Below are 20,624 nucleotides of genomic sequence, written 5' to 3'. Positions count from 1 at the left end.
ACTTCCTGCTCACCTCCGAGTCTACTTATATAAAATCGCCGTGTCTTGCGCCGCGAAGAGGGCGGCGGAACAGGCTTCCATGTGTGCAATCACCTGATCGGAAAACGCATTGCCAAAACTAAACCGCTTCACGCCAAGCTCGTGCAGACGCTGGACATTCGTGAGCCCCGGAAGCGACAGGAGATTTAACGGCACATGGATGGCGGATACAATCGTTTGGATGTGTTCTTCATCCTGCAAGCTGGCAGGAAGACTCCGCTTGCTCCAGCTTCCGCATATGCCTGGGCGCGGGTGATCGATTCGGTCAGCGGATCTGGCTGCTGCAAATAGGTGTCGATGCGGGCATTGATGAAAAATCCGCCAAAGCCATTTTGATCAAGCGCAGTCCGGATTTTTGCTAACAGGGCACTGTGTTGCTTGATGTTGCGCAGGCCAGAGCTGTGTTTGAAGGAGTCTTCCAGATTGATGCCGGCTGCTCCTGCCTGCGCGACTTGCAGCACGTTGTCGACGATCTGCTGCGGGTCGTCCGAATAGCCGGCTTCGAGATCGGCGGAGACGGGAATTTTTACGTGCTCGACGATCTGCTGGATCACCTTGAGGTTGTCAGCAAAGCTGATCTGCTCACCGTCCTGACAGCCCAGACTGTTGGCGATCCCCCAACTGGTCGTGCCGATCGCTTGGAATCCGGCTTTTTCAAGCGCCAACGCGGACAACAAATCCCACGCGTTTCCCAAAAACAAAAGTTCGCTGCCTGTATGGAGTTCATGAAATCTCTGAATGGAGTGGTTCATGTTCTTGCCCCCTGTAGTGTGGTGTGTTGTCATCACTATAGCAAGGGGCAGAGCCGGAAATCGTCCTCGATCTTGCTCTTCTAGTCGAGACCTTGGCGATATTCTCGCCGTATGATGTTGACGTTTTCCTGATGGCATTCCACCGTCATGGGCGAGTAAAATTGAAATTCACCTTCGAGCTGCCTGATCGTCGCTTCATCGTCGGAGAGCACCGCTTGCTTGAGGCGGTCGAGGTAATCGAAGGCAGTTGCGATCCTCCCGGTCATGTCGGTGCGGCTGTCTGTGGTCTGTCCATGTCCGGGGATGAGGATTTGCACCGGGTGGTTGTCGAGTATTTGCTGAGCCTTGCGGATCGTCTGCTCATAGTCCACCGCGCTGTGGTAGATAAACGGGAGTTCAAAATCGGACAAGTAATCGCCCGTCAAAAACACGCCCAGCGAGTCGATCACGGTGTACAGGCTGTCGGCTGTGTGTCCGGGCGCTTTGTAGAAAGTCAGCGTCGTCGTACCGATCGTGAGCTGCTCGGCATCTTTTTCGATCACGAGATCCAGTCGGGGGAACTCGATCTCATAGTCGCGTGTGAGATAGTAGGTCGCGTCAAACTCGCGAATCAGCTTGAGCTTATGCTCCTTCTTGGGGTGATGCAGCATTTCCCAACTGCCGATCGTCTTCGCGTCCGGGAATGCGTTAAAGCCGATGATATGATCAAAATCACCATGCGTAAACAAGACATAGAGGTCCTTGTTGCCGCGAATGGACGCAACATGCGACTGAATTTCACGAATCTCATGCGGCAAGCAGGCCGGGTCCACGACCAAAACAAAATCATCGAAGGCCAGCACAGCCGAATTTATCTGAAAGAGGGCGCTTTGGAAGACGGTAAGGTGCTCGTTGCTGAAGAGGATCATGAGGTTGATACTCCTTTCCTATATTGGGCAATTGTAGCATGAAAATAAAAAAAGATCCCCGCAGCCGAGCCTGGCAGCAGGGGATCTTTTTTACTTATAAGGAACAAGCCGTCTTCGGCGCTTTCGGTCTTCTGACCAGTTCGCCGCCGCAGTTCGGGCAGACGTTGTCCATTTCTTCTGTGCAGGGAGCGCAGAAGGTGCATTCATGCACGCAGATATAGGCGTCTACCGTTTCCGCGATCGAAGTGGTGCAACGTTCACATGCGCTTCTCATTTCCAAGGCCATGTCGTTTCGTCCCCTTCCTTTTGTCTCTCTAGTGGGTATGTTACCACAATTGTAAATTTACGGAAACCATTTGTTGACAAAAGGCAAGGGTGTGGATATACTGACATCAGTAATTCACTAAATCAGTAATTCACTAAATCAGTAATTCACTGAATCTGACGGAGGAGAAAAACATGGACAACACAAACGAAAAAATGCCGATCCCAACGACGCTCAAGCACAAGCCGGTGGTCGTTGCGGAGGATTATCAAAAGGTAGACGGCCGCTATGCGCCGGTGTCGGATGCGAAGGGGCTGTCGGTCGGGTTGGCGCAGTGGAATGACCGGGGCAAGGTGGAGATCTCAGCAAAAGTTTGGCGTCACACCAGCGGAAAATGGTCGAGACAGTCGGAAGAATTGCCGCTGCACCGTGTGTTGGACCTGGCGATTCTGGTCTGCCGGTCGATGCAGCATTTCCGTGAGGCGTATCGTTATGAACACCTGTATGATCCCCAAAATCCGGTCATCGACCGCGTTGGCCTGCAAGGGGATGCGATGACGGTGGAAGTCTGCACCGATAACGAGCGGATCAACGAGGATATCAAACTGTTCAGCCAGGCGCTCAGTGAAGATGATGAGCTGAATGGGGAGCGCTTGCGCATGCTGTCGAGAATTTTGAAGGAAATGGGTTACTAAGGAGAGCGAAATGGGGAGACATCGGGTATGTTTTCAAATCGCTATGTTCGAACGGTCATCTTGTCCCGCGTGCTGTTGCAGCTCGGGGTATGGATAAGGAATTTTGCCATTTTGCTGTACGTCACCGATGTGACGAAGAACGATGCGTTTTATGTGTCGATGATCTCGGTGGTGGAGTTCGCGCCGATCTTCCTGTTCGCGATCATCGCCGGAACGTTTGCCGACCGCTGGCAGCCGAAACGGACGATGGTCTGGAGCGACCTGTTGTCGGCTGTGTCGGTCGGGGTAGTGTTGCTGGTGCTCCAGCAGGGATTCTGGCTGGCGTTGCTGCTGGGGACGTTTGTGTCGGCGAGCTTGTCCCAATTTTCCCAGCCGTCGGCGACCAAGCTGTTCAAACTGCATGTGCCGGGCGAGCAATTGCAAGGCGTGATGGCGCTGTTTCAGTCGTTGATCGCGATTTTTATGGTGATCGGGCCGATTGTCGGGACGTTTATTTATCTGAAGTATGGGATTGAGGTATCGCTCTTGTTGACCTGCCTGTTGTTTGTGGGGTCGGGTGTGATCCTTCTGTTCCTGCCGCGTGATGTGGCCGAGCGGCAGGAACAGAAGGGCGCGGGGTTTCTGGCAGAGATGGCAGAGGGCATTCGCTATATCGGAGGAAATCGTGCGTTGCGGGCGCTGAGTGCTGCTTTTTCCGTATCGGGACTTGCGGTTGGGTTGATCACGCCGCTGTTGCTGTTTGTCACGATGGAGAAACTCGGGCAGGGCAAGGAATTTATGCAGTGGCTGATGATGGCCAACGGAGCCGCGATGCTGGTCGGCGGGGCGGTGATCATGGCGTTCGCGCGGAAGGTCAAGCCGCAAGCGCTGCTGATGACCGGCCTGTTGGTGAGCGCCGTCTGTACGGTCGGGGGTGGATTCTCGACGGTGATCCCGCTTTCGTTTGCATGCCAGATCGTCGGGGGATTGGTCTACCCGTGCATCCAGGTCGGCATCCAGACCATGCTCATGCAAAACACCGAAGCCGCCCTGATGGGCCGCGTCGGCGGTGCGATCACCCCGATCTTCATGGGCATGATGGTGCTCGGAATGTCGTTTGCCGGGTATTTGAAAGACCTCATTTCCCTGGAAGCCGTGTATGCCATCAGCGGAGCACTGCTAGTGGCGGGGGCGTTGATGCTGGTGCCATCGTTTCAAGCGCGGGCAGTTGTGAAACAAGAAAAACGCGTCCTGTAAGGGACGCGTTTTTACATATGGACGTGATGGCGCTCGGCCAACCTGTCAAATGCTTCGGAGGTTTCCATCGCTTTGGTCGTGTTTGAAAAAGAATGCATTTTCATACTTGTATTGTTTGAAGCCGAGTGACACAAGGACTTTTCGTAAGTCCTCGAGATTGACTTTCTTATTCAAACATCCTCACGCCCTCTCTCTTCGATCATTCTGTTTAAGAAATCGTGCAGTTGGTTTTTCTGTTCACGGAAATGTTCGATTACACGCCGTCCAACTAGATGATCCGGTTTGAAATGAACGGTGAGCGATTCTTGAGTTGCAACAAGATGGGCTGCCTGCGCCACTTAACAATATGGTTATGTTGTCTGATGCTTTCAGTTGCAGATAAATCAAACGTTCTCAATTTCACCGTTGTGATCGAAAGTGATAATCTGAAGATCGTAACCGTAATCGGTCTGTACTCGTTGTACCGCATGGTTGCAGAGCAGGATATGACGCTCAACAAAATTTGTGCTGAGATCAGCGATGACGTGTGATCGTGTGCGACGTTTGCGGGTCATGGTCTCACATCCCGTTCTTGAGTTATAATGTGATTCTATACTTATCACATTTGCGGCGATACTTTCAAGGTTAGGAGAGAGGGATATGTTTCATTTCACGCCATTTCCGGGCTTGGTCACAGAGCGTTTGGTATTAAGGAAATACCGAATGGAGGATGCGGAGCAGCTTTTGCGACTGAAGCCGGGGATGAAGACGGTGGACGAGGCAAGGGGTTTTCTGGAGAGGATCGGCAAGGCGATTGAGCAGGACGAATCGATTTTTTGGGTGGCTGCGATTGATGATGTGCTGGTGGGGACGGTATGTTTATGGAACTTGGAGCGGAAGGAACGAAAAGGGGAGATCGGGTATGAACTGCTGCCGGAACATCAAGGCAAGGGGCTGATGCAGGAGGCGGTGGCAGCGGTTTTGGCGTATGGATTTAGGGAGATGGGTCTGGAGGTGATCGAGGGCGTGACCGAGGCAACGAACGGTCCTTCGATCAGGTTGCTGGAACGGGCCGGTTTTGAGCGGGTCGGTGTTTTTAGTGAGAACGAGGTGCTGTATCGGATGACCGGCTTAAACAGATAGAGGCTGCCTTTACGTAAAAGGCAGCCTCTTTTTTGTTACCCGATCAGAAGGAGCTGCAAACTGGCACCTTGGAGCGTTGCGTCGTCAGGCATAACGGCGATGAGCTGCACGAGGTCATCGGCGAGCAGGGAGAAGAGGAAGGAGGTGCTGACGCTCTGCCCGGATTGGGTCTGCGTATGGGAGGGAGGCACTTGGATGCTGTCGTTAATCACAACGCGGAACTCGGCGGCAGCGCTGGGGGTGGTGGTGTAGGTGATCTGGTAGATGCCGGCGCGAAGGACTTGCAAGCCTGCGGGGAGCAGCTCCACGTCTTGCAAGGGTCCGGCGATGGCGAGGGGGACGGCACCTGTGCGGGTCGGAGCGCCGGGAGAGTAGGCAGATCCAAATGCCAGTCCGAGCGTTCCCGGAGGTCCGGGCGGTCCGGCCGGGCCTTGCTTGCCTTCAGGGCCTTGTGGTCCCTGAGGTCCTTGGGGGCCGGACGGGCCTTCTTTGCCGCGGGGGCCGCGCTTGCCGGTGGAGCAGCCGCAGCTGTACGGGTAGCAGATGCTGCAGCAGTATTGGCACATGATTTCGCCCTCCTTTCCAGGGGAAATGTTATTGGCGAATCGTGATCGGCACGCCTGCGAGCAGCCCGCCGGCGCTCGATTCGACCGTGATCGCACGCGTCGCGTCGGGCTGAACGGCGACGCCTTCTTCGCGGTACTGCCACCCGCCCAGCGCATCCACAACGGCGGTGGCCAGGACGGGCCCTGCCGTCGTGTTGCCGAGATGGATGGTGACGGTGACGCCAGGCCCTGCCACGCTGGAAGTGCCGGAGATGCGCCACTCGGCATCGCGGGTGCGGAACTCGACGCGGGTGACGGTCAAAGTCCCAAGCAGCGGCGTGATCTGCACCGTATCGGAGGACGAACCGCTGGGGCCGGTCACGGTGAGTTGGAAGGTTAGCGGAGTCGTCTGCCGGGGCATGGTAAATGTCGGATTGGGCGTATTGGCACCACTCAGCACTACGGTTGGGCCGGCAATCTGCGTCCAGCTAAACGTCACCGGAGTGGTCGACGAACTGCCGGACAGCGTGACGAGAGCGCCTTGCTGCACCGTCTGATCCGGGCCGGCGTTGGCGACAGGCACCGGGGCAGATGTGACGACAACCACCGAAACGGTGTCGCTCGACGGACCGCCGGGGCCGGTGACGGTCAGCTGAAACACCAGCGTCGCTGCTGTATTGGGCGCGGTAAAAGCTGGCTGGGAAGTGTTCGCGTCGGTCAGCACAACAGGAGGGCCGGAGAGCTGCGCCCACTGGAAGGACTCGATCGGACCGCTCGAATTCGTACCGTTCAGCGTCACGGCTGCGTTGATCAGAACCGTTTGATCGACACCCGCATCCGCCTGCACGCCGACCGGAGTCAGCGGCGAGCCTTCGATCACCACCGGGACTGTCACCGTTCCGCCGGCAGCAGAAGTCACGGTCAGATAAGCGGGAACAAAAGCCGGATTGGAAACGGTAAGCGTCCCCCCTGCCGGAATCGGGCCAAACGGATCAACAGTAAGCAACGGCGTTGCAAACGAATCACTCGATTCTGCCGTCACCGTAAGCACCGCCGTATCTGTGTTGTAGATCGCACTTGCGGTGACCAGATCGACCGGCGTTGCCGTCTTGACGCTGTCCGGGTTGTCGCTGAGATTCGTGACGGTGACAACATTGGGCACCGCTCCGGAAAAAGCGACCCGGGCAAAATAAACGCCTTCGCTTCCGAACAGCATCGTCGGCGCAAGTCCGGCACCGGACACTTCGATGTTCTGCGGCGTGACGTCGGAGGTGGCAAACACATCGAGGAAACCGCCGTCTGCTGCCGTCCGCGTATAGGTCACGCGCGTCACGTCCACGCCGGAGTTGATGGAGATTTTGCCGAGCAGCGAGAAGTTGCGCGTCTCGATCACGTTAGCGTTCACACGGTCGGGCGAGCCGATCCCGATGCCCGGCCCTTCGATGCGGAAGTAGTTTTGCGGCTGCCCAAGCGGATCGAAGATCACGCTGCCGATGACAGGGTGCTCCACGTTCGGATCGCCGATATACCCGGCCGGAGCAGTTGGCAGGACACTCGGGTCCCAGCGCAAAAAGGGATGAATCCGGCTGGTCGCGGCGATTTCAAAATTCCCGCCACTAAGACCGCCGATGTCTTCCGTAAAATTGATCTCGCCAAACCCCGGCTCACCCGGATCAGGTTCGGCGATAAACGTGTCAACGCCATACGGATGTCTGACCGTATACTGGGCGTTTGGCTGTAGCCCGGTCACACGAATCCGCACGCGGCCAAACACGATCTGTTCGCCTGCTGCCGGCACTTCATTCACAAACGCCGCTTCCAGTGCCAGCACCAGCCGCGCCCGTTCACCCGTGCCTGTCGTCATCTCCGCTTCGGCCGCCATGTAAAACGCTTCCCCCGGAAAGTTGTCCGGGAACGAAACAGGCTGCGTTGGGTCTGGCAGTTCGGCCGGATCGAGTCCGCTGTAGGGGTCGTTGACGTCGGTGTTCAGTTCCAGGCGCAGTCCGTTTTCATCCTTGTACCACAATGGAAAACCGTTCCGTGCATTGATCGGTCCCACTTGTAACATAAGACGCCTCCTTTCGGCGAAGAAATACGGTATGTTACACCCTATGAAGTTGTCCTCCGCACCGAAACGTACAGCCGCTTAGGACGCACAAAAGAAAAACCGAACGCCTACGAGGCGTCCGGTCTTTTTTTGAAAAGCTTGGCAATGGCGAGCAGCAGCAAGGAGACGTGATAAAAGAGCAGTGAGCCGATCACGCCGAAATAAATAAAACCGGAACCTTCATCCAGAATCCCTCCCAGATCACCGGAAGACAGCACAAGCAGGAAAATCATAATGGCAAGCAGACCGGCAAGCGCATAGAGGAGAAAGTGGAAGAGATACCGCCCCAGTGCAGACGAGATGGTTCTACGCCGGGCGATCCTGTCGATCAGCATGGAAAACGGGATACCTAAAAGAAACATGCAAGGTCCCACATAGGTGATATAGATGGTCATGAGCCCGATAAACGAATATTTATAGGAGCCCGTATCCGACTGCGGTACCTGAAGGCTGGGATAGGAGATCCACAAACTTAAGATAAAGGTGGCAAGCAGCGCAACGATGAATTTATGAAGCATAAGAGTTACTCCTCCTTTTGACAAACAACTGTCTCTTTCTACAAGTATTTGACATATGATTTGGAAAGTCCTAGTGAAAGGAAGAAAACGATGCAAAATTCATTCGGAAGAACCTTTGGGTATGTCACCGCCGTGCTGATCGGGGTGTTTCCGGCATTATTTCTAGATTTTGTGGCGCTGTATGCGGATGGGAGCCTGCAAGACAAGCTGAGCATTTTGTATCTGGTGCTCCCCGCCTACCTCATCCTCGGGTTCCTCTTTGGCTGGCTGGTCAAGCCGCACCTCTGGAACGGCACATTGGCGCTTTGTTCGGCGGCGATCGTGCTCGTGGTCTTGTACACGTTCAAAGAAGCGCAGCAGATCGTTCTGCACGCCGCGTTTTTGGCGGTGACGCTGATCGGTGCGCTGGCCGGCATCTATTTAGGAAATCGAATAGGCAAGAAAAGGACACCGGCCGCGTAAGCCGGTGTTTTTCTGTTTCAAACCCTGATATGCGGATACAAAGTCTCTCACGCTCCCAAAGTCACAAGTAGGTAGGAGATTATACCATAGCTGGTGCATGAAGGATAGGCAGATGGCAAACGCTACCTCTATCAAAAGCTGGTCAGGAGGCGCAGTTATGGAGATGCAGGAAAATCGGTATTTGCAGCAGTTGGCCAATCTAAACGTGATCGAGTCGGCGCAAGTGGTTCTGCCCGATCTGGTGATGCTGCGGACGGCGATCGCCAACGTCTGTTTTGTCGGGCAGCCGGGCAGCGCGGACTGGGTGCTGGTCGACGCCGGGGTGCATTTTTTCGGAGGACGGATCGCCGATACGGCAGACGAGTTGTTCAACGGACCGCCCAAAGCAATCGTGTTGACGCACGGCCATTTTGACCACGTCGGTTCGGTCAAAGAGCTGGCCGAGCGCTGGGATGTGCCGGTCTACGCGCATGAACTCGAGCTGCCGTTTTTGACCGGGCAAGACAACTATGTCGAGCCCGACCCGTCGGTCGGCGGCGGGCTGCTGGCGCGGATGTCGTTTTTGTACCCAAATGACGGAATCGACTTGGGCGGCCGCGTGCAGGCATTGCCTCAAGACAACAGCGTGCCGGGCATGCCGGGCTGGAAGTGGATTCACACGCCGGGGCATACGGCGGGTCATGTAGCGTTTTTCCGCGAGCAGGACCGGGCGCTGATCGCAGGCGACGCGTTTATCACGACCAGACAAGAGTCTGCTCTGGCCGTGCTCGTGCAGGAGCTGGAAGTGCATGGCCCGCCAGTGTATTTCACCCCGGACTGGGCGGCGGCGTGGGATTCGGTGAAGAGGCTGGCCGCGCTGAGACCCCAGTTTGCCGTGACGGGGCACGGCTTGCCGATGGGCGGAGCAGAACTGCAGCAAGGCTTGGAAAAATTGGCCCGGGAGTTCGACACGATGGCGATTCCCAAGCACGGCCGGTATGTGCATTAGGAGCTGCGTACCCTATTCTCATGCTACAATAGAAGAAATAAAGGCATGGGAGGCGGAGCAAGATGGCACAGACGGTTTTTGTATATGGGGACGATTGGTCGTCAGCGTGTGTCGCGGAGCAGAGCTGGGTGAACGGCACGCTGTGGGATACAGGAAAAGGGTATCCGGTTGCGGTCTTAAACGATGGCGGTCAGCGCGTGTATGGCGCGTTGTATACGTTTGAGAATGAGACTTTGGCAGAACTGGATGCAATCGCAGCGGAACGCGGACTAGAGCGCCGCACTGTGCAGGTGGGAACAGACCGAGGTGCGATGGAGGCCGTCGCGTTTGTCTGGCCGTCGGAGGTTGTCGGGGACGATTTTGAAAAAGTCGGTTTGGGCGACTGGAAGGTGCACCGGCGGATGGACACGCTGCCCCTGCTGTACTTCGCCTACGCTTCCTGCCTCGACACGGAACGCTTTCAACTCGCAGGCGTTGACGGGCATTTTCAGGAGATCGCAGGGCTTGGCGTGCTGCACGGGTATGCGCTGCGCTTTACCTACCTGGCTGGCGACGGCGCCGGGCGGGCTGATGTGGTGGAAGAAGGCGGCGCGGTCGAAGGCAAAGTGTACCGGATCGGGCAGGAAGCGCGCGACTACCTCTGGGTGCGCGAAGGCGTGGCGACCGAAGGGTACCGCCCGGCGATGATCACCGTGGAGATAAACGGCGAACTGCACGAAGCGCTCACCTTCCTCGTCGTGCACAAGTCCCCCGCCGACATCCCGCCGCCCGCGCATTATGTGAAAGAGATCCTGCGCGGGGCGGAAGGGTTTGTGACGCCGGAGTATTATGAGTTTTTGCAAAAGGTCACCGGGCAGCCTGACAAGCTGTAAGCAGCCCTTTGGCCGTTATCGTTCAAACGCGAGGCTTGGCACGTTGGTTACAACGTTGGCCAGGCCTTTTTGCGCGCGCGTGGAGTAGTTGCAGAGCGTCTCCACGGCGCAGGACACAGGGTCATGTGCGTCTCCATTCGGGCTTGAGGATGTCGTTGAGTTTCGCATACGGGATCTTGAACTCCTGAAAGCCCATGTAATACGGCGTGTATTTGATGGGTGGGAAGTAGATCACGAGATGCTCCGGGGTCAGGTAAAAGCCTTCGTCCAGATCGATTTTTTCAAACGGCTGGAAGGTGTCGAGGACGTTTTTGGCGTCCTGTTCTTTGATGATGTCACTGATCGCCGTGACATAGTCGGCGCCAGGCAGGAACAGATCTTTGAGCGCATAGCGGGTGCCGTCTTTGAGGTTGACGAGCAGGGACTTGCGGTGCTGCATGCCGTGCGCGCCGCCGGTGAACTCGTAGTTGTCGTAGAGCACGTTGAGGAATGCTTTTTCGCGCAAGGTGACTTTGTATTCATTGATGTAGGTCACAAGCGGACGGCTGTCCGGCTGCGGTTGGTACTGGGCTTCTTGGCGGAACAGTTCGTTCAGTTTGGCCTGCACTGCAAGGTCCGGCAGCCCGGAGAGCTCAGGATACGAGATCTTGATCTCCGGTTTCTGTTCGGTGTACTGCTTGTTGATGATCTGCACGTCCAGTTCGGCCAGCGCCGTCCCGCCAAGCAGCATGAAGCTGACCGCGAAGAGGAGCAGGCGTGATTTCCAAGAGTTCATCTTCATCGCTCCTGTCATTTTTTCTTGCTCTGGAATAGATTTCCCTCCCCAGTGTGGATAATGTGTGTGACAGCATTTGTGGAGGAGGACGACAGATGAACTGGGGCTCGGATCAGCGGGACGTGAAGCGCGGGCGGTTTGCGCCCACTCCGTCCGGGCAGCTGCATCTCGGAAACGCATGGGTGGCCTTGCTCTCCTGGCTGCAGATTCGGCAGGCGGGAGGGCAATTTGTGCTGCGGATCGAAGACGTGGACCGGCACCGTTCGCGGCCGGAGTTTGCCGGGCAGATTTTGGCCGACCTGCGCTGGTTGGGTTTGGATTGGGACGAAGGCCCCGATGTCGGCGGGCCGCACGGGTCGTATACGCAAAGCGAGCGGGATCAGCTGTATGCAGAAGCGCTTCAGCACTTGGAGCGGGAGTCGCGGCTGTACCCCTGCTATTGCAGCCGCGCAGAAGTAAAAGCGGCCGGACCCGCGTATCGGGGTGCCTGCCGTCAGTTGAGCGCCGAGGAACGGGAGCGGAAAGCGGGGGGAAAAGCGCCTGCGCTGCGGGTGGCGCTGGCGGAGGAGGCCGCAGAGGATTTTGTGGTCCAGCGGGCGGACGGGATGGTTTCCTACCAGTTGGCCGTCGTCGTTGATGATGCCGCGATGGGGATCACCGATGTGCTGCGCGGCGAAGACCTGCTCGATGCCACGCCCAAGCAGGTGCGGCTGTATGAAGCGTTTGGAGCAGTTCCCCCCGTTTTCATCACACCCCGCTGCTCCTCGACACAGAAGGCCGCAAACTCTCGAAAAGCGCCCGTTCCCTCACCCTCTCCGCCCTCCGCGACCAAGGCACCCGCCCCGAGCAGGTCATCGGCTATCTTGCGTCGATCAGCGGATATCACGACCGCCCCGAGCCGATGCAGGCAGCGGAATTGATCCCCGCCTTCGATCTGGAGAAGCTGCCCGCCGAGCCGGTGACGCTGGATGAAAAAGTGCTTCGGGGCTACTTCTGATGTGATAAAATGGAAAAAACAGCTGGGGGTGCCAAGTTGAACGTTGAGGTTAAGAAGCTGACTCCGGAACTGGTGGAGTCGTTTTTGCACTTTTTTGATCATGTTGCGTTTCAGGATAACGAAAAGTGGGCGTCTTGCTACTGCCATTTTTATCGCCGCGAATGGGCGGACGGGGAGTGGGGCGAGCGCGGTGCGGAAGAGAACCGTGAAGCTGCCGTCCAGTGGATCAAAGCCAACGGGCTGAACGGCTACCTGGCCTTTGCCGACGGCGAGCCGGTCGGGTGGTGTCACGCCAATGACGCAGGCAATGTGGTCAAAGGCAATCATATCGAGCGTGAGCCGGACGCGAAGACGGGCGTGTTTGCCTGCTTCATCGTGGCGCCGGACCATCGCGGAAAAGGCATTGCGACACAGTTGCTGCACGCCGCGTGCGAAGGGTTTAAGGAAGACGGCTATGCCTACGTGGAAGGCTATCCGGCCAAGCAGGGCGAGACGGTGCAGCATCATTATCACGGACCGCTGGCTATGTACGAGGAAAATGGCTTTGCACTCGTCACCGACTATGACGACGACAACGTGGTGATGCGCAAAGCGCTGTAAACAACGCAAGAAAAGCATCGGAGCGTTCCGATGCTTTTTTCATTCGTCCGATTATGTTTTCGCATACGTTCCGCCAGATTCTGCCCACATCGAGGTGTCGGTGTCGAGCGATTTGCTGCCGACGATCTTGACGTGCTCGTCCAGCGCCTGCTTGAGCAGGTCGACGATCGCTTCGAATTCGGTCTGGCCAATGTAGCAGCTGCGGTCGTGCGTATTCTCCAGATCGACCAGCTTGTTGTACACCTGCACTAAGATCCCCGAGCGCACCGAGTTGCGGCGGGCGCGGGTGACCGGCTCTTCGACATAGTTGCCGTCAAAATTGTTCTTGGGATCATCGGAACGCTTTTCCGGCAAAGGACCTGCCGTCAGATTTGGCGTGAAACTCCACAGGGCTTTGATGCCTTCCGGACCCATGCCAATCGCCGTTTTCAGCTCGCCTTTCTGCTTCGCATTCAAATGCTCCCAGAAGAAAGTCAGCAAGTCGCGCGGGACTTTGTGATGCAGCGTCTCCATCTCCGGCGCCATCTTCTTTTTCTTGGTCTTCCAGATCTGAGACAGCTTGGACGACTTCCACGACGTGCGCTGGATCGGCTGCTGGGAGCCGCGCTGCATCTGGATCGCCAGCATCTGCTGCACCTTTTGGTTGCCGTACAGCTTTTGCATCTGCAAAATGGCGCTTGGCGCAGCAGCCGGAGCTGACGATTTCTGCTGGGCTGGAGGGGCGGACGACGTTGGTTTGCGCTTGGGCGCGGTCAGGGTGTGGCGTGCCACGTAAGCGGCCTCCTTTGAATGGCTAGTTACATTAAGTATAAGGTTAAGCCTGATTTAATTCAAGGGAGACGCGCTTCAGCCAATCGTGCAGATGGGCGGTGACCAGCGCTTGCTGTTCGAGGGCGACGTTGTGCCCGGCCCGGTCGAGAATGGCAAACGCGGCGCGAGGGTACTGCTCAAGAATCTGCAAGTGGTCGCGGTATCCGGCCACGCTGTCCTGACGTCCAAGCAGGATCAGCGCCGGTTTCCCAAAAGGCTCGGGCAGGTGGCGAACATCAAACGAATAGCCGAAATTTTGCCGGATGCGCTGCGTGAAGGCAGGGTTGTACAGCCGGGCACCGGCCAGCACATCCCGTTCAAAGCGCGTCCAGACCTCGGGAGTTTGCACGACGTTCAGCCGCTGGAATGCTGCTTTGTCATCGCCTTCGGGCAAGGTGGCGAGGAAATCCTCGTCCTGCGTCAAAACGGTATGCGCGGGGCGTTCACGCTTGCTCATCTCCGGCTCGACCATCGGGCAGATCAGCGCGATGCCTGCGACGAGGTGCGGACGCTGATAGACGATGCCTTGCGCCATGTAGCCGCCATACGATTCGCCGACGAGCAGGAAAGGCTGGCCGGGCAGCGTTTCGTCCAGAAAGTTCAGCACCGCCTGCAGCATGTCATCGGAGCTCTGCATCCAGTCTTCGCCTTTCGTCCGCCCCATGCCGGGCAGGTCGAGGTAGTAGCGTTTGTACCCCGAATGTTCAGCAAACACAGGCTCCAGATAGGCCATCATCGAGCGATGTTCGAGCGAGTAACTGTGCATCACCACCACGGGAAACCCTTCGCCTCTCACTTCATAAAACATGTCAATCCACTCCTCAAGTTCTACGCGGTGATGCTTAAATATACGGCAATCACGCCGATCACCAGCAGGCAGCCGCCCATGAAATAGCCGAACAGCTGCAGCCAGCGCGGCAAAAGCTGCAGGTTCACCGGTTTCATCGGTTCTCCTGTGACGCGCTGCATCACGGCGAGGTCTTCGTTGAGCGGTTCATGCGGAATCGCAGTCGGACGGACGGGCTGTGTTTCGTGCTGACGTTTCGGTTCCATGGGAATGCCTCCTTCATCTGTTGCTTTCGTTTCTTCCTTTAGTCTCTTCCTTTCAGCAGGGCGATCCCGTACGGGCGCACGGTGACGGTCATCACGCCTTTGACGACGGCGGGATCGTTGTTGGCGATCTCCTGCGCCTGCTCCGGGGAGTCGGCGTAAAAGATGCAGAGGCCGATCGGATCGAAGTCCATTGTGCGGCCGGCGAGCACCAGTTTATCTTCGGCAAGCAGTTGTTGCAGATAGGCAAAGTGTTCGCCGATGATGCTCTGTTCTTCCGGCGTCGAAGTTTCAGCCAGATCAGGGCGGGACGGACTGAGCAGGTACAGATAAGCGGATTGCTGGGACATCGCGGGACAACCTCCAAAGATTTACATTGTTTGGTAAATTCTATTATAGCAGAACCATCTGGGCTCTCGATACATATCCTGACCTTGTCGCACCACGTTTTTCCCAAAGGAGTCGATTCCGATGCGAAATTATATAGGCTGGATGTTGAGCAGCGTGTCGCGCAAACGCTGGAAGCGGTTTTCAAGCGTGAAGTTTGGGGTGTCCTTCGAATATCCGCCGAACTGGATTGAGATTGAAGAGGAGCGCTATCAGGGCCGTGACGGATGGTTTCAGATCTCAGCGGCGACGGGAGACGACGGATTGGAAGCGGTGTGTCAGCGCGAGGCGTACCACCGGTTCAAACCGTATGGCACCCATCCGAAAATCAAGTCGGCGCGCCACTTCGGCCAGCCGGCCTGCTACGTGTTTCCCGGCGAAGATCAGCCCAAGGAGATGAAAGAGCAGTCGGCGTTTCTCGTCGAGTATCCCGCCCCGGTCGTGATCGACGGGCAGGCGTACCGCTATCTGGTGTTGTGGGTGGATGAAGAGCACATTCGCCATCTCGTGAAGACGCTGAAGTTTCTGTAGCAAGCATGACAAAAGCGCCGGAGCTGTCCGGCGCTTTTTTCTTACGTACACTGGAAGAATTCGATGCGTCTGAGGTCGAGGCCGACGTACGCCCAGCTAAATCCGTTCCAGCGGAAGCCGGCGACCGTGCGGCGGTCGAGGAAGACCGGGTAGAACCAGAACGCGTTGCCGTTGCGCAGCCACACATACGTGAAGCGGAACAGGCAGGGGCGCAGCGACGGTGCGCTGACTGCCAACTGCTGCGGGCCGCCCACAGTCAGCGGCTTTTGCGGAATGAAATTCGGCGGCGGCGTGGTCGGGGCATGACCCGGACCGCCAGGACCGCCTGGGAAGCCGCCAGGACCACCCGGGAAACCGCCAGGACCACCTGGGAAGCCGCCAGGACCACCTGGGAAGCCGCCAGGACCACCTGGGAAACCTCCGGGGCCACCCGGAAAACCACCCGGACCGCCAAACGGCGGTTTCAGAACAGGGGGTCTGCCCGGAGGAAGCGGCATGCCGCCCGGCGTTGGTGTACCCCCTGGGAAACCGGGCGCACCGCCCGGGAAGAATCGCGGATCATAGGTATATACAGCAGGGAACTCTCTGTATTCGTATTCAAACTCGTCGTCGTAACGCTTTTTCTTACGCTTAGACAAATGACTTCATCTCCTTTCGCTCACTCGCTTACCAGCCTATTCAGCAGGTGGGCGATCCGCTACAAGGAGACAAAATCTGACGAGTTTTAAAAATGCGCGGCCGTCGACCAGGTGGGTCATGCCGCGCACCAGCGTGTCGTCTTCGAGCACCGAATACAGGTGGTAGCCGAGGTCTTCGCGATCGGTCAGCACTTCCTCCAGCACCTGCACCGTGCCGTAGTCGTGCAGTTCCCCGGCACGCTTGATCTGCTTGCGGATCATCTGTTGGATCTTCAGCTCGTGTTCCAAGTCGTTGCGCAGGAAATCGCGCATCGTGTAGCGGCCTTCCGGTTCATGCTTGATGTAGGACAGCTCATGCTGCGCCACGCGCTCGCCGATTTCGTCGATGTGCTTTTTCGTCTGCTCGATGTGCTCGTTGAGCAGTTCATGCAACGAGAGGAACGACTCCGCCCCTTCGGACAGCCAGTGGTGCTTGTTGTATTGGTGCAGTGCCACGGTCAGCGCGCACTGGTGAGGGGGGCCTCCCTTGTACAAATTTTTTCCAAGAGTTATTATGGGGCAAGTTGTTCAGAACTATTTATGGAAAAAGCCGCACCGGATATGTATAATTATTGTATAACGTATAGGATGTGAATCGACCCGTGTACAACATCAAATCGGTCGCCCAACTGCTCGACATGCCGGCGGTAACGATTCGAGCCTGGGAGCGCCGTTACCAAGTGGTGAACCCGATGCGCTCCGAGTCGGGACACCGGTTGTACAGCGAGCAGGATATCGAAGATCTCCGCTGGCTGAAAGTCCAGACGGAAGAAAAAGGCGTCAACATCTCCCAAGCGGTCAAAATGCTGGAGAAGATGCGCGCCGAACGGGAAGTTGTCCCGGATGACCCTGTATCTGCGGACGAACCCGCGCAAAACGCAGAACAATTGCGCAACTTTTTATATGAAGCTTTCTTGTCCTTTGATATCGAGAAAGTCAACGCGCTGATCAACATGGGATTCGCCATGTTCCATTTTGAAAAAATGTTTCACGACGTGCTGGCCCCGCTCTTGCAGCGGATCGGGGACGACTGGGAGCGCGGTGTGGTCAGCGTGGCGCAGGAGCATTTTGCGAGCAACATCATCTTGCAGCGCTTCAACCAATTTTTCCAAGTCTTTCAGATCAACCCGCGCCTGCCAAAAGTGCTGGCATGCTGCCCCCAAGGCGAGCAGCATCAGATCGGGCTCTTGCTGTTTACGCTGTTCCTGCGCCGCAACAGCGCAGAAGTGATCTACCTCGGACCGGACACGCCGCACGAAGGCTTGGAGCAGGTCATCGAGCGCAACGGGATTGGCGTGCTGGCCTTGTCGATGACCGACTATCGCCTGCTGCCGGAGACGGAAGTTTTGCTCGATCAACTGCAAGTCCGCTTCCCGCAGCTGCGCGTGGTGCTGGGCGGGTATGGTTTTGCGGACGTGTCGGAGCGCTGGCAGCCGCTGCGGCTGAACGGCGGTCTCGATGAGTGGACGAAGTGGTTCCGCAGCGCGTTGCCGGCGGCGGAGTGAACGGAGGGGTGCAGATGAACGTGCGGGATGTGATCGTGGTTGGCGCAGGTTTTGGCGGATTGTCCGCCGGGGCGCTGCTCGCCAAGCGCGGGCAGGATGTGCTGCTGCTCGAAGGCTCGAATGAACTTGGCGGCTGCGCAGGCAAATTTGACCGGCACGGCTACCGGTTTGCGGTCGGCGCGACGCTTGGGATGGGTTTTGAAGCGGGCGGCACGCTGTCCGACTTGTATCAGGAGCTAGGGTTGCCTTTGCCGCAGATGCAACTGCTCCCGATCATCATGGATGTGCATTTGCCCGACATGGACATTCGCTATCATCAGGAAAAAGAGCGCTGGTACGCCGAGCTGGAGCGCCTGTTCCCGCTGGAGCACCCACGGATGATCGCTTTTTATGAAGAGCTGTTTCACATCGCCGGGATTTTCCAAAAGATCATCGCCGCCAAGCCGATGTTCCCGCCGGTCGACTGGCAAGGTGTCAAGCAGGTGCTCGGCATGGCCAACTTGGAAAATGCCAAGCTGGTGCCTTACATGCTCCAGACGGTGCATGACCGGTTGAAAAAATATGATCTGGCCGGGCACCGCCAGTTTGTCGCCTTTTTGAATGGTCAGCTGATCGACGCCGTGCAGACCACGGTGGAAGGATGCCCGGCGTTCCTCGGCTATATCGCGCTAAACGTGTTTCACCGCGGCGCGTTTTACGTCTACGGCGGCTTGGCGACCGTGGCGGAAGACCTCGCGCGGTCCATTCGGAACAGCGGCAGCGAGGTGCGGTTGCGCAGCCGCGTGCAGAAGATCGCCAAGCAAGGCGAGCTGTGGGAAGTGACCACCGCCAAAGGTCAGACCTTTAGCGCAAAGCAACTCGTGCTGAACAACTCGATCCACAACCTGCACGGCCTGCTCGACGCCGATCTGGGACACCGGATGCGCGTGCGGGAAGAAGAGGAGAAAGCCCGCCCGGCCTGGGGTGCGTATGCCCTCTATCTCGGCTGCGAGGACGTGTTTAAGACGGAGGCGCTGTTCCATCAGTTCATCGAGCGGTATGATGCGCCGCTGACCGAAGGCAATCAGTTTCTCGTCTCCTTGTCTGCGCCGGATGACCGTTTGCGGACAGAGCCGGGCAAGCGGGCGCTGACGATCTCCACGCACACCGAACTCGACCGCTGGTGGGAGCGCGAGCGGTATGAGGAGCTGAAGGACGCGTATACGGAGCGGATTCTGACCTCGCTGGAACGCCAGTTTCCGCAAGTGCGCGGGGCGGTGGATGTGAGCCTGCCAGCGACGCCGGTGACGTTTCAGCGCTTTGTGCTCCGCGAGCAGGGCAAAGTCGGCGGGTACATCCCGTCCGGCAAGTTCAGCTGGATGAGTTCTTACTCGCCGATGTCCGGCGTGGAAGGCATGTGGCTGTGCGGGGACACGGTGTTTCCGGGAGCGGGGACGCTTGGCACCGCACTGTCAGGATGGATGGTGGCAGACCGCATCTGCCGGTAAGTATGGAATGTGAGGAGGACCTTCATGGAAAAGTTGTGTGATGATCTGCAGCAGATGATCCAATTGCGCCGCGAGCGCCTGCTGCTGGAGCTGAAGGTGCTCGAACGTGTTGTGACCGAGGGGCAGCAGTTGGAGACGTTGTGGCACAAGATGAAATTTGTCGTGCTTGAAGGCGACCCGAGCGGATATTTTCGCATCCGCACCCTGCTCAACAACCACCGGGCCGGGGTGATTTCCTTTGCGATCGCTAAACAAAATGTGTTCGGCATCTACTTTGACGCCATGCGTTCCGAATTGCTCCCTTCGAACATGGTCAATCTGCTGACCCACATCTGGGGTTATCTGAAAAAGCATGTCGGCGAAGCGGATCGCGACGTGCCGATCGCTATGCTCGCGCGTTTGTCGGACGGAGATATGAGCGTGGTCAAACCGCTGTACGATCTGTTTTCCGAGCTGCATGTGAAGATCGGCAAAGACAACCTGCTCGACCCGACCTTGCAAAACGTCGTTTGATCCGAAAGAATATGATCCAAAAAAAGAAGGCTCTCCTTAGCGGGAGCCTTCTTTCTTTTCTTTGTTGTCCCAAGAATTGAAGTGCAGCAGATTCTCAAACGTCTGGCGTTTGGCCCAGCCCGATTTTTCCAAGATCGGCTGGTCGGGGTACTCGTCGGTGTAGCCGAAGGAGAGCAGCGCCGTCGCGTCGATGTGCGGCGGGATGTTCAAGATGCGGCGAACGTCCGACTTTTTGTAAAAGGAGACCCAGCCCATCGCAATACCTTCTGCGTAGGCGGCCAGCCACATGTTTTGGATGGCGCAGGCGACAGATAAGATGTCCGTCTCAGGGATCGAGTTGCGTCCGAGCACATGGTCGCCGCCACGCGTCGGGTCGGTGGTGATGCAGACGGTGAGCGGGGCTTCGCGGAGCCCTTCGACTTTGATCGCGAGGAACTTGTCATCGCGCCCTTCGGCGGCGAAATGGATGGCGAGGGCGCGGCGCTCTTTGTCGGCCGCTTCGGCGAGCTGGTGTTTCACCTCGGGCGCGGTGACGAGGATGAAGTCCCACGGCTGCATGAAGCCGACCGACGGGGCATGGTGTCCGGCGAGCAGGATGTTGCGGATCTTGTCTTCTTCCAGCGGAGTCGGTAAAAATTTGCGGATGTCGCGGCGGTTGTGGATCGCTTCGTAGACCGCGTCGCGTTGGATGTCGTTAAAGTTCATCGGAATGGCACCTCCGTTTGGGTTTCGCCTGTTAGTGCTTTCTAGTTTACTATATTGCGGCGAAGTCGTTGCTGACAA

24 protein-coding genes and 2 pseudogenes are annotated in these 20,624 nt (G+C 57.2%); 12 read left to right on the top strand and 14 right to left on the bottom strand.

Annotated elements, in window-relative coordinates; all coding sequences use genetic code 11:
• Positions 1–21: 21 nt before the first annotated feature.
• The 3 genes and pseudogenes from CBW65_RS03050 to CBW65_RS03040 form a co-directional block, all read right to left on the bottom strand.
• Positions 22–791: pseudogene (locus CBW65_RS03050) on the bottom strand (isocitrate lyase/PEP mutase family protein).
• A gap of 80 nt (positions 792–871) precedes the next feature.
• Positions 872–1,699, bottom strand: a complete 828-nt coding sequence (locus CBW65_RS03045; RefSeq protein ID WP_087455535.1) for an MBL fold metallo-hydrolase — start codon at positions 1,697–1,699, stop codon at positions 872–874.
• A gap of 94 nt (positions 1,700–1,793) precedes the next feature.
• On the bottom strand, positions 1,794–1,985 hold the full coding sequence (locus CBW65_RS03040) for a DUF1272 domain-containing protein (protein WP_087455534.1): 192 nt from the start codon (positions 1,983–1,985) through the stop codon (positions 1,794–1,796).
• A gap of 194 nt (positions 1,986–2,179) precedes the next feature.
• Between CBW65_RS03040 and CBW65_RS03035 the strand changes: the two genes are divergently transcribed.
• The 3 genes from CBW65_RS03035 (at position 2,180) to CBW65_RS03020 (ending at position 5,017) form a co-directional block, all read left to right on the top strand.
• Positions 2,180–2,659 carry a DUF6530 family protein gene (locus tag CBW65_RS03035; RefSeq protein WP_087459098.1) on the top strand — a complete coding sequence of 160 codons (480 nt, stop codon included), beginning with the start codon at positions 2,180–2,182 and terminating at the stop codon, positions 2,657–2,659.
• 27 nt (positions 2,660–2,686) lie between these two features.
• A complete protein-coding gene (locus tag CBW65_RS03030; RefSeq protein ID WP_087455533.1) occupies positions 2,687–3,895 on the top strand; it encodes an MFS transporter in 1,209 nt (402 codons plus the stop codon).
• Positions 3,896–4,534: 639 nt separating this feature from the next.
• Positions 4,535–5,017, top strand: a complete 483-nt coding sequence (locus tag CBW65_RS03020) for a GNAT family N-acetyltransferase (protein WP_087455531.1) — start codon at positions 4,535–4,537, stop codon at positions 5,015–5,017.
• Positions 5,018–5,052: 35 nt separating this feature from the next.
• Here CBW65_RS03020 and CBW65_RS03015 read toward each other — a convergent pair whose 3' ends face one another.
• From CBW65_RS03015 to CBW65_RS03005, 3 genes are all read right to left on the bottom strand, one after another.
• Positions 5,053–5,583, bottom strand: a complete 531-nt coding sequence (locus tag CBW65_RS03015) for a hypothetical protein (protein WP_087455530.1) — start codon at positions 5,581–5,583, stop codon at positions 5,053–5,055.
• 28 nt (positions 5,584–5,611) lie between these two features.
• Positions 5,612–7,630 (bottom strand): PKD domain-containing protein, encoded by a 2,019-nt coding sequence (locus CBW65_RS03010; RefSeq protein WP_087455529.1) that lies wholly within the window; start codon positions 7,628–7,630, stop codon positions 5,612–5,614.
• A 107-nt stretch (positions 7,631–7,737) separates the two neighbouring features.
• Entirely contained in the window at positions 7,738–8,187 is a 450-nt protein-coding gene (locus CBW65_RS03005) for a hypothetical protein (protein ID WP_087455528.1), read from the bottom strand.
• A gap of 90 nt (positions 8,188–8,277) precedes the next feature.
• On the opposite strand from CBW65_RS03005, the gene CBW65_RS03000 reads away from it, so the two are divergent.
• The 3 genes from CBW65_RS03000 (at position 8,278) to CBW65_RS02990 (ending at position 10,509) form a co-directional block, all read left to right on the top strand.
• Positions 8,278–8,649 (top strand): hypothetical protein, encoded by a 372-nt coding sequence (locus CBW65_RS03000; RefSeq protein ID WP_087455527.1) that lies wholly within the window; start codon positions 8,278–8,280, stop codon positions 8,647–8,649.
• Between the two features lie 163 nt (positions 8,650–8,812).
• Complete coding sequence (locus CBW65_RS02995; RefSeq protein ID WP_087459097.1) at positions 8,813–9,637, top strand: MBL fold metallo-hydrolase; 825 nt, start codon at positions 8,813–8,815, stop codon at positions 9,635–9,637.
• Between the two features lie 62 nt (positions 9,638–9,699).
• Positions 9,700–10,509: a gamma-glutamylcyclotransferase family protein gene (locus CBW65_RS02990; protein WP_087455526.1), complete on the top strand. Its 810-nt coding sequence runs from the start codon at positions 9,700–9,702 to the stop codon at positions 10,507–10,509.
• 121 nt (positions 10,510–10,630) lie between these two features.
• On the opposite strand, the gene CBW65_RS24040 is transcribed toward CBW65_RS02990, so the two are convergent.
• The gene (locus tag CBW65_RS24040) at positions 10,631–11,284 is read right to left on the bottom strand and encodes a DUF3298 and DUF4163 domain-containing protein (protein WP_198299737.1); all 654 of its coding nucleotides are present in this window, start codon (positions 11,282–11,284) and stop codon (positions 10,631–10,633) included.
• A gap of 95 nt (positions 11,285–11,379) precedes the next feature.
• Between CBW65_RS24040 and CBW65_RS02980 the strand changes: the two are divergent.
• Together CBW65_RS02980 and CBW65_RS02975 are read left to right on the top strand one after the other, a co-directional pair.
• Positions 11,380–12,281, top strand: a pseudogene (locus CBW65_RS02980) (glutamate--tRNA ligase family protein).
• Positions 12,282–12,317: 36 nt separating this feature from the next.
• Positions 12,318–12,881 carry a GNAT family N-acetyltransferase gene (locus CBW65_RS02975; protein WP_157721742.1) on the top strand — a complete coding sequence of 188 codons (564 nt, stop codon included), beginning with the start codon at positions 12,318–12,320 and terminating at the stop codon, positions 12,879–12,881.
• Positions 12,882–12,932: 51 nt separating this feature from the next.
• On the opposite strand, the gene CBW65_RS02970 is transcribed toward CBW65_RS02975, so the two are convergent.
• Genes CBW65_RS02970 through CBW65_RS02955 form a run of 4 tightly spaced genes read right to left on the bottom strand, consistent with a single transcriptional unit; the run spans position 12,933 to position 15,091 of the window.
• Complete coding sequence (locus tag CBW65_RS02970; RefSeq protein WP_087455524.1) at positions 12,933–13,652, bottom strand: hypothetical protein; 720 nt, start codon at positions 13,650–13,652, stop codon at positions 12,933–12,935.
• Between the two features lie 43 nt (positions 13,653–13,695).
• Positions 13,696–14,499, bottom strand: coding sequence for an alpha/beta fold hydrolase (locus CBW65_RS02965; protein ID WP_087455523.1), 804 nt, complete (start codon positions 14,497–14,499; stop codon positions 13,696–13,698).
• A 20-nt stretch (positions 14,500–14,519) separates the two neighbouring features.
• Positions 14,520–14,744, bottom strand: coding sequence for a hypothetical protein (locus CBW65_RS02960; RefSeq protein ID WP_087455522.1), 225 nt, complete (start codon positions 14,742–14,744; stop codon positions 14,520–14,522).
• Between the two features lie 38 nt (positions 14,745–14,782).
• Positions 14,783–15,091 carry a YciI family protein gene (locus tag CBW65_RS02955; RefSeq protein WP_087455521.1) on the bottom strand — a complete coding sequence of 103 codons (309 nt, stop codon included), beginning with the start codon at positions 15,089–15,091 and terminating at the stop codon, positions 14,783–14,785.
• 121 nt (positions 15,092–15,212) lie between these two features.
• On the opposite strand from CBW65_RS02955, the gene CBW65_RS02950 reads away from it, so the two are divergent.
• Positions 15,213–15,659 carry a hypothetical protein gene (locus CBW65_RS02950; RefSeq protein ID WP_157721741.1) on the top strand — a complete coding sequence of 149 codons (447 nt, stop codon included), beginning with the start codon at positions 15,213–15,215 and terminating at the stop codon, positions 15,657–15,659.
• 41 nt (positions 15,660–15,700) lie between these two features.
• On the opposite strand, the gene CBW65_RS02945 is transcribed toward CBW65_RS02950, so the two are convergent.
• Positions 15,701–16,297, bottom strand: coding sequence for a hypothetical protein (locus CBW65_RS02945; RefSeq protein ID WP_087455519.1), 597 nt, complete (start codon positions 16,295–16,297; stop codon positions 15,701–15,703).
• Between the two features lie 36 nt (positions 16,298–16,333).
• A complete protein-coding gene (locus CBW65_RS02940) occupies positions 16,334–16,792 on the bottom strand; it encodes a Dps family protein (RefSeq protein WP_232463432.1) in 459 nt (152 codons plus the stop codon).
• Between the two features lie 146 nt (positions 16,793–16,938).
• Here CBW65_RS02940 and CBW65_RS02935 point away from each other — a divergent pair, with 146 nt between their 5' ends.
• Genes CBW65_RS02935 through CBW65_RS02925 form a run of 3 tightly spaced genes read left to right on the top strand, consistent with a single transcriptional unit; the run spans position 16,939 to position 19,841 of the window.
• Complete coding sequence (locus CBW65_RS02935) at positions 16,939–17,841, top strand: MerR family transcriptional regulator (protein WP_087455517.1); 903 nt, start codon at positions 16,939–16,941, stop codon at positions 17,839–17,841.
• The gene (locus tag CBW65_RS02930; protein ID WP_332457831.1) at positions 17,799–19,328 is read left to right on the top strand and encodes a phytoene desaturase family protein; all 1,530 of its coding nucleotides are present in this window, start codon (positions 17,799–17,801) and stop codon (positions 19,326–19,328) included. The genes CBW65_RS02935 and CBW65_RS02930 overlap by 43 nt, the downstream gene beginning before the upstream one ends.
• 24 nt (positions 19,329–19,352) lie before the next feature.
• Positions 19,353–19,841: a DUF1722 domain-containing protein gene (locus CBW65_RS02925; RefSeq protein WP_087455516.1), complete on the top strand. Its 489-nt coding sequence runs from the start codon at positions 19,353–19,355 to the stop codon at positions 19,839–19,841.
• A 36-nt stretch (positions 19,842–19,877) separates the two neighbouring features.
• On the opposite strand, the gene bluB is transcribed toward CBW65_RS02925, so the two are convergent.
• Entirely contained in the window at positions 19,878–20,546 is a 669-nt protein-coding gene (gene bluB, locus CBW65_RS02920) for a 5,6-dimethylbenzimidazole synthase (protein ID WP_087455515.1), read from the bottom strand.
• Positions 20,547–20,624 lie beyond the last annotated feature (78 nt).

The organism is Tumebacillus avium (genome assembly GCF_002162355.1).
In the GTDB taxonomy this organism is placed as follows: domain Bacteria; phylum Bacillota; class Bacilli; order Tumebacillales; family Tumebacillaceae; genus Tumebacillus_A; species Tumebacillus_A avium.
Note: the sequence above shows the minus strand (reverse complement) of the source record. Positions and strands in the feature narration are given on the sequence as shown.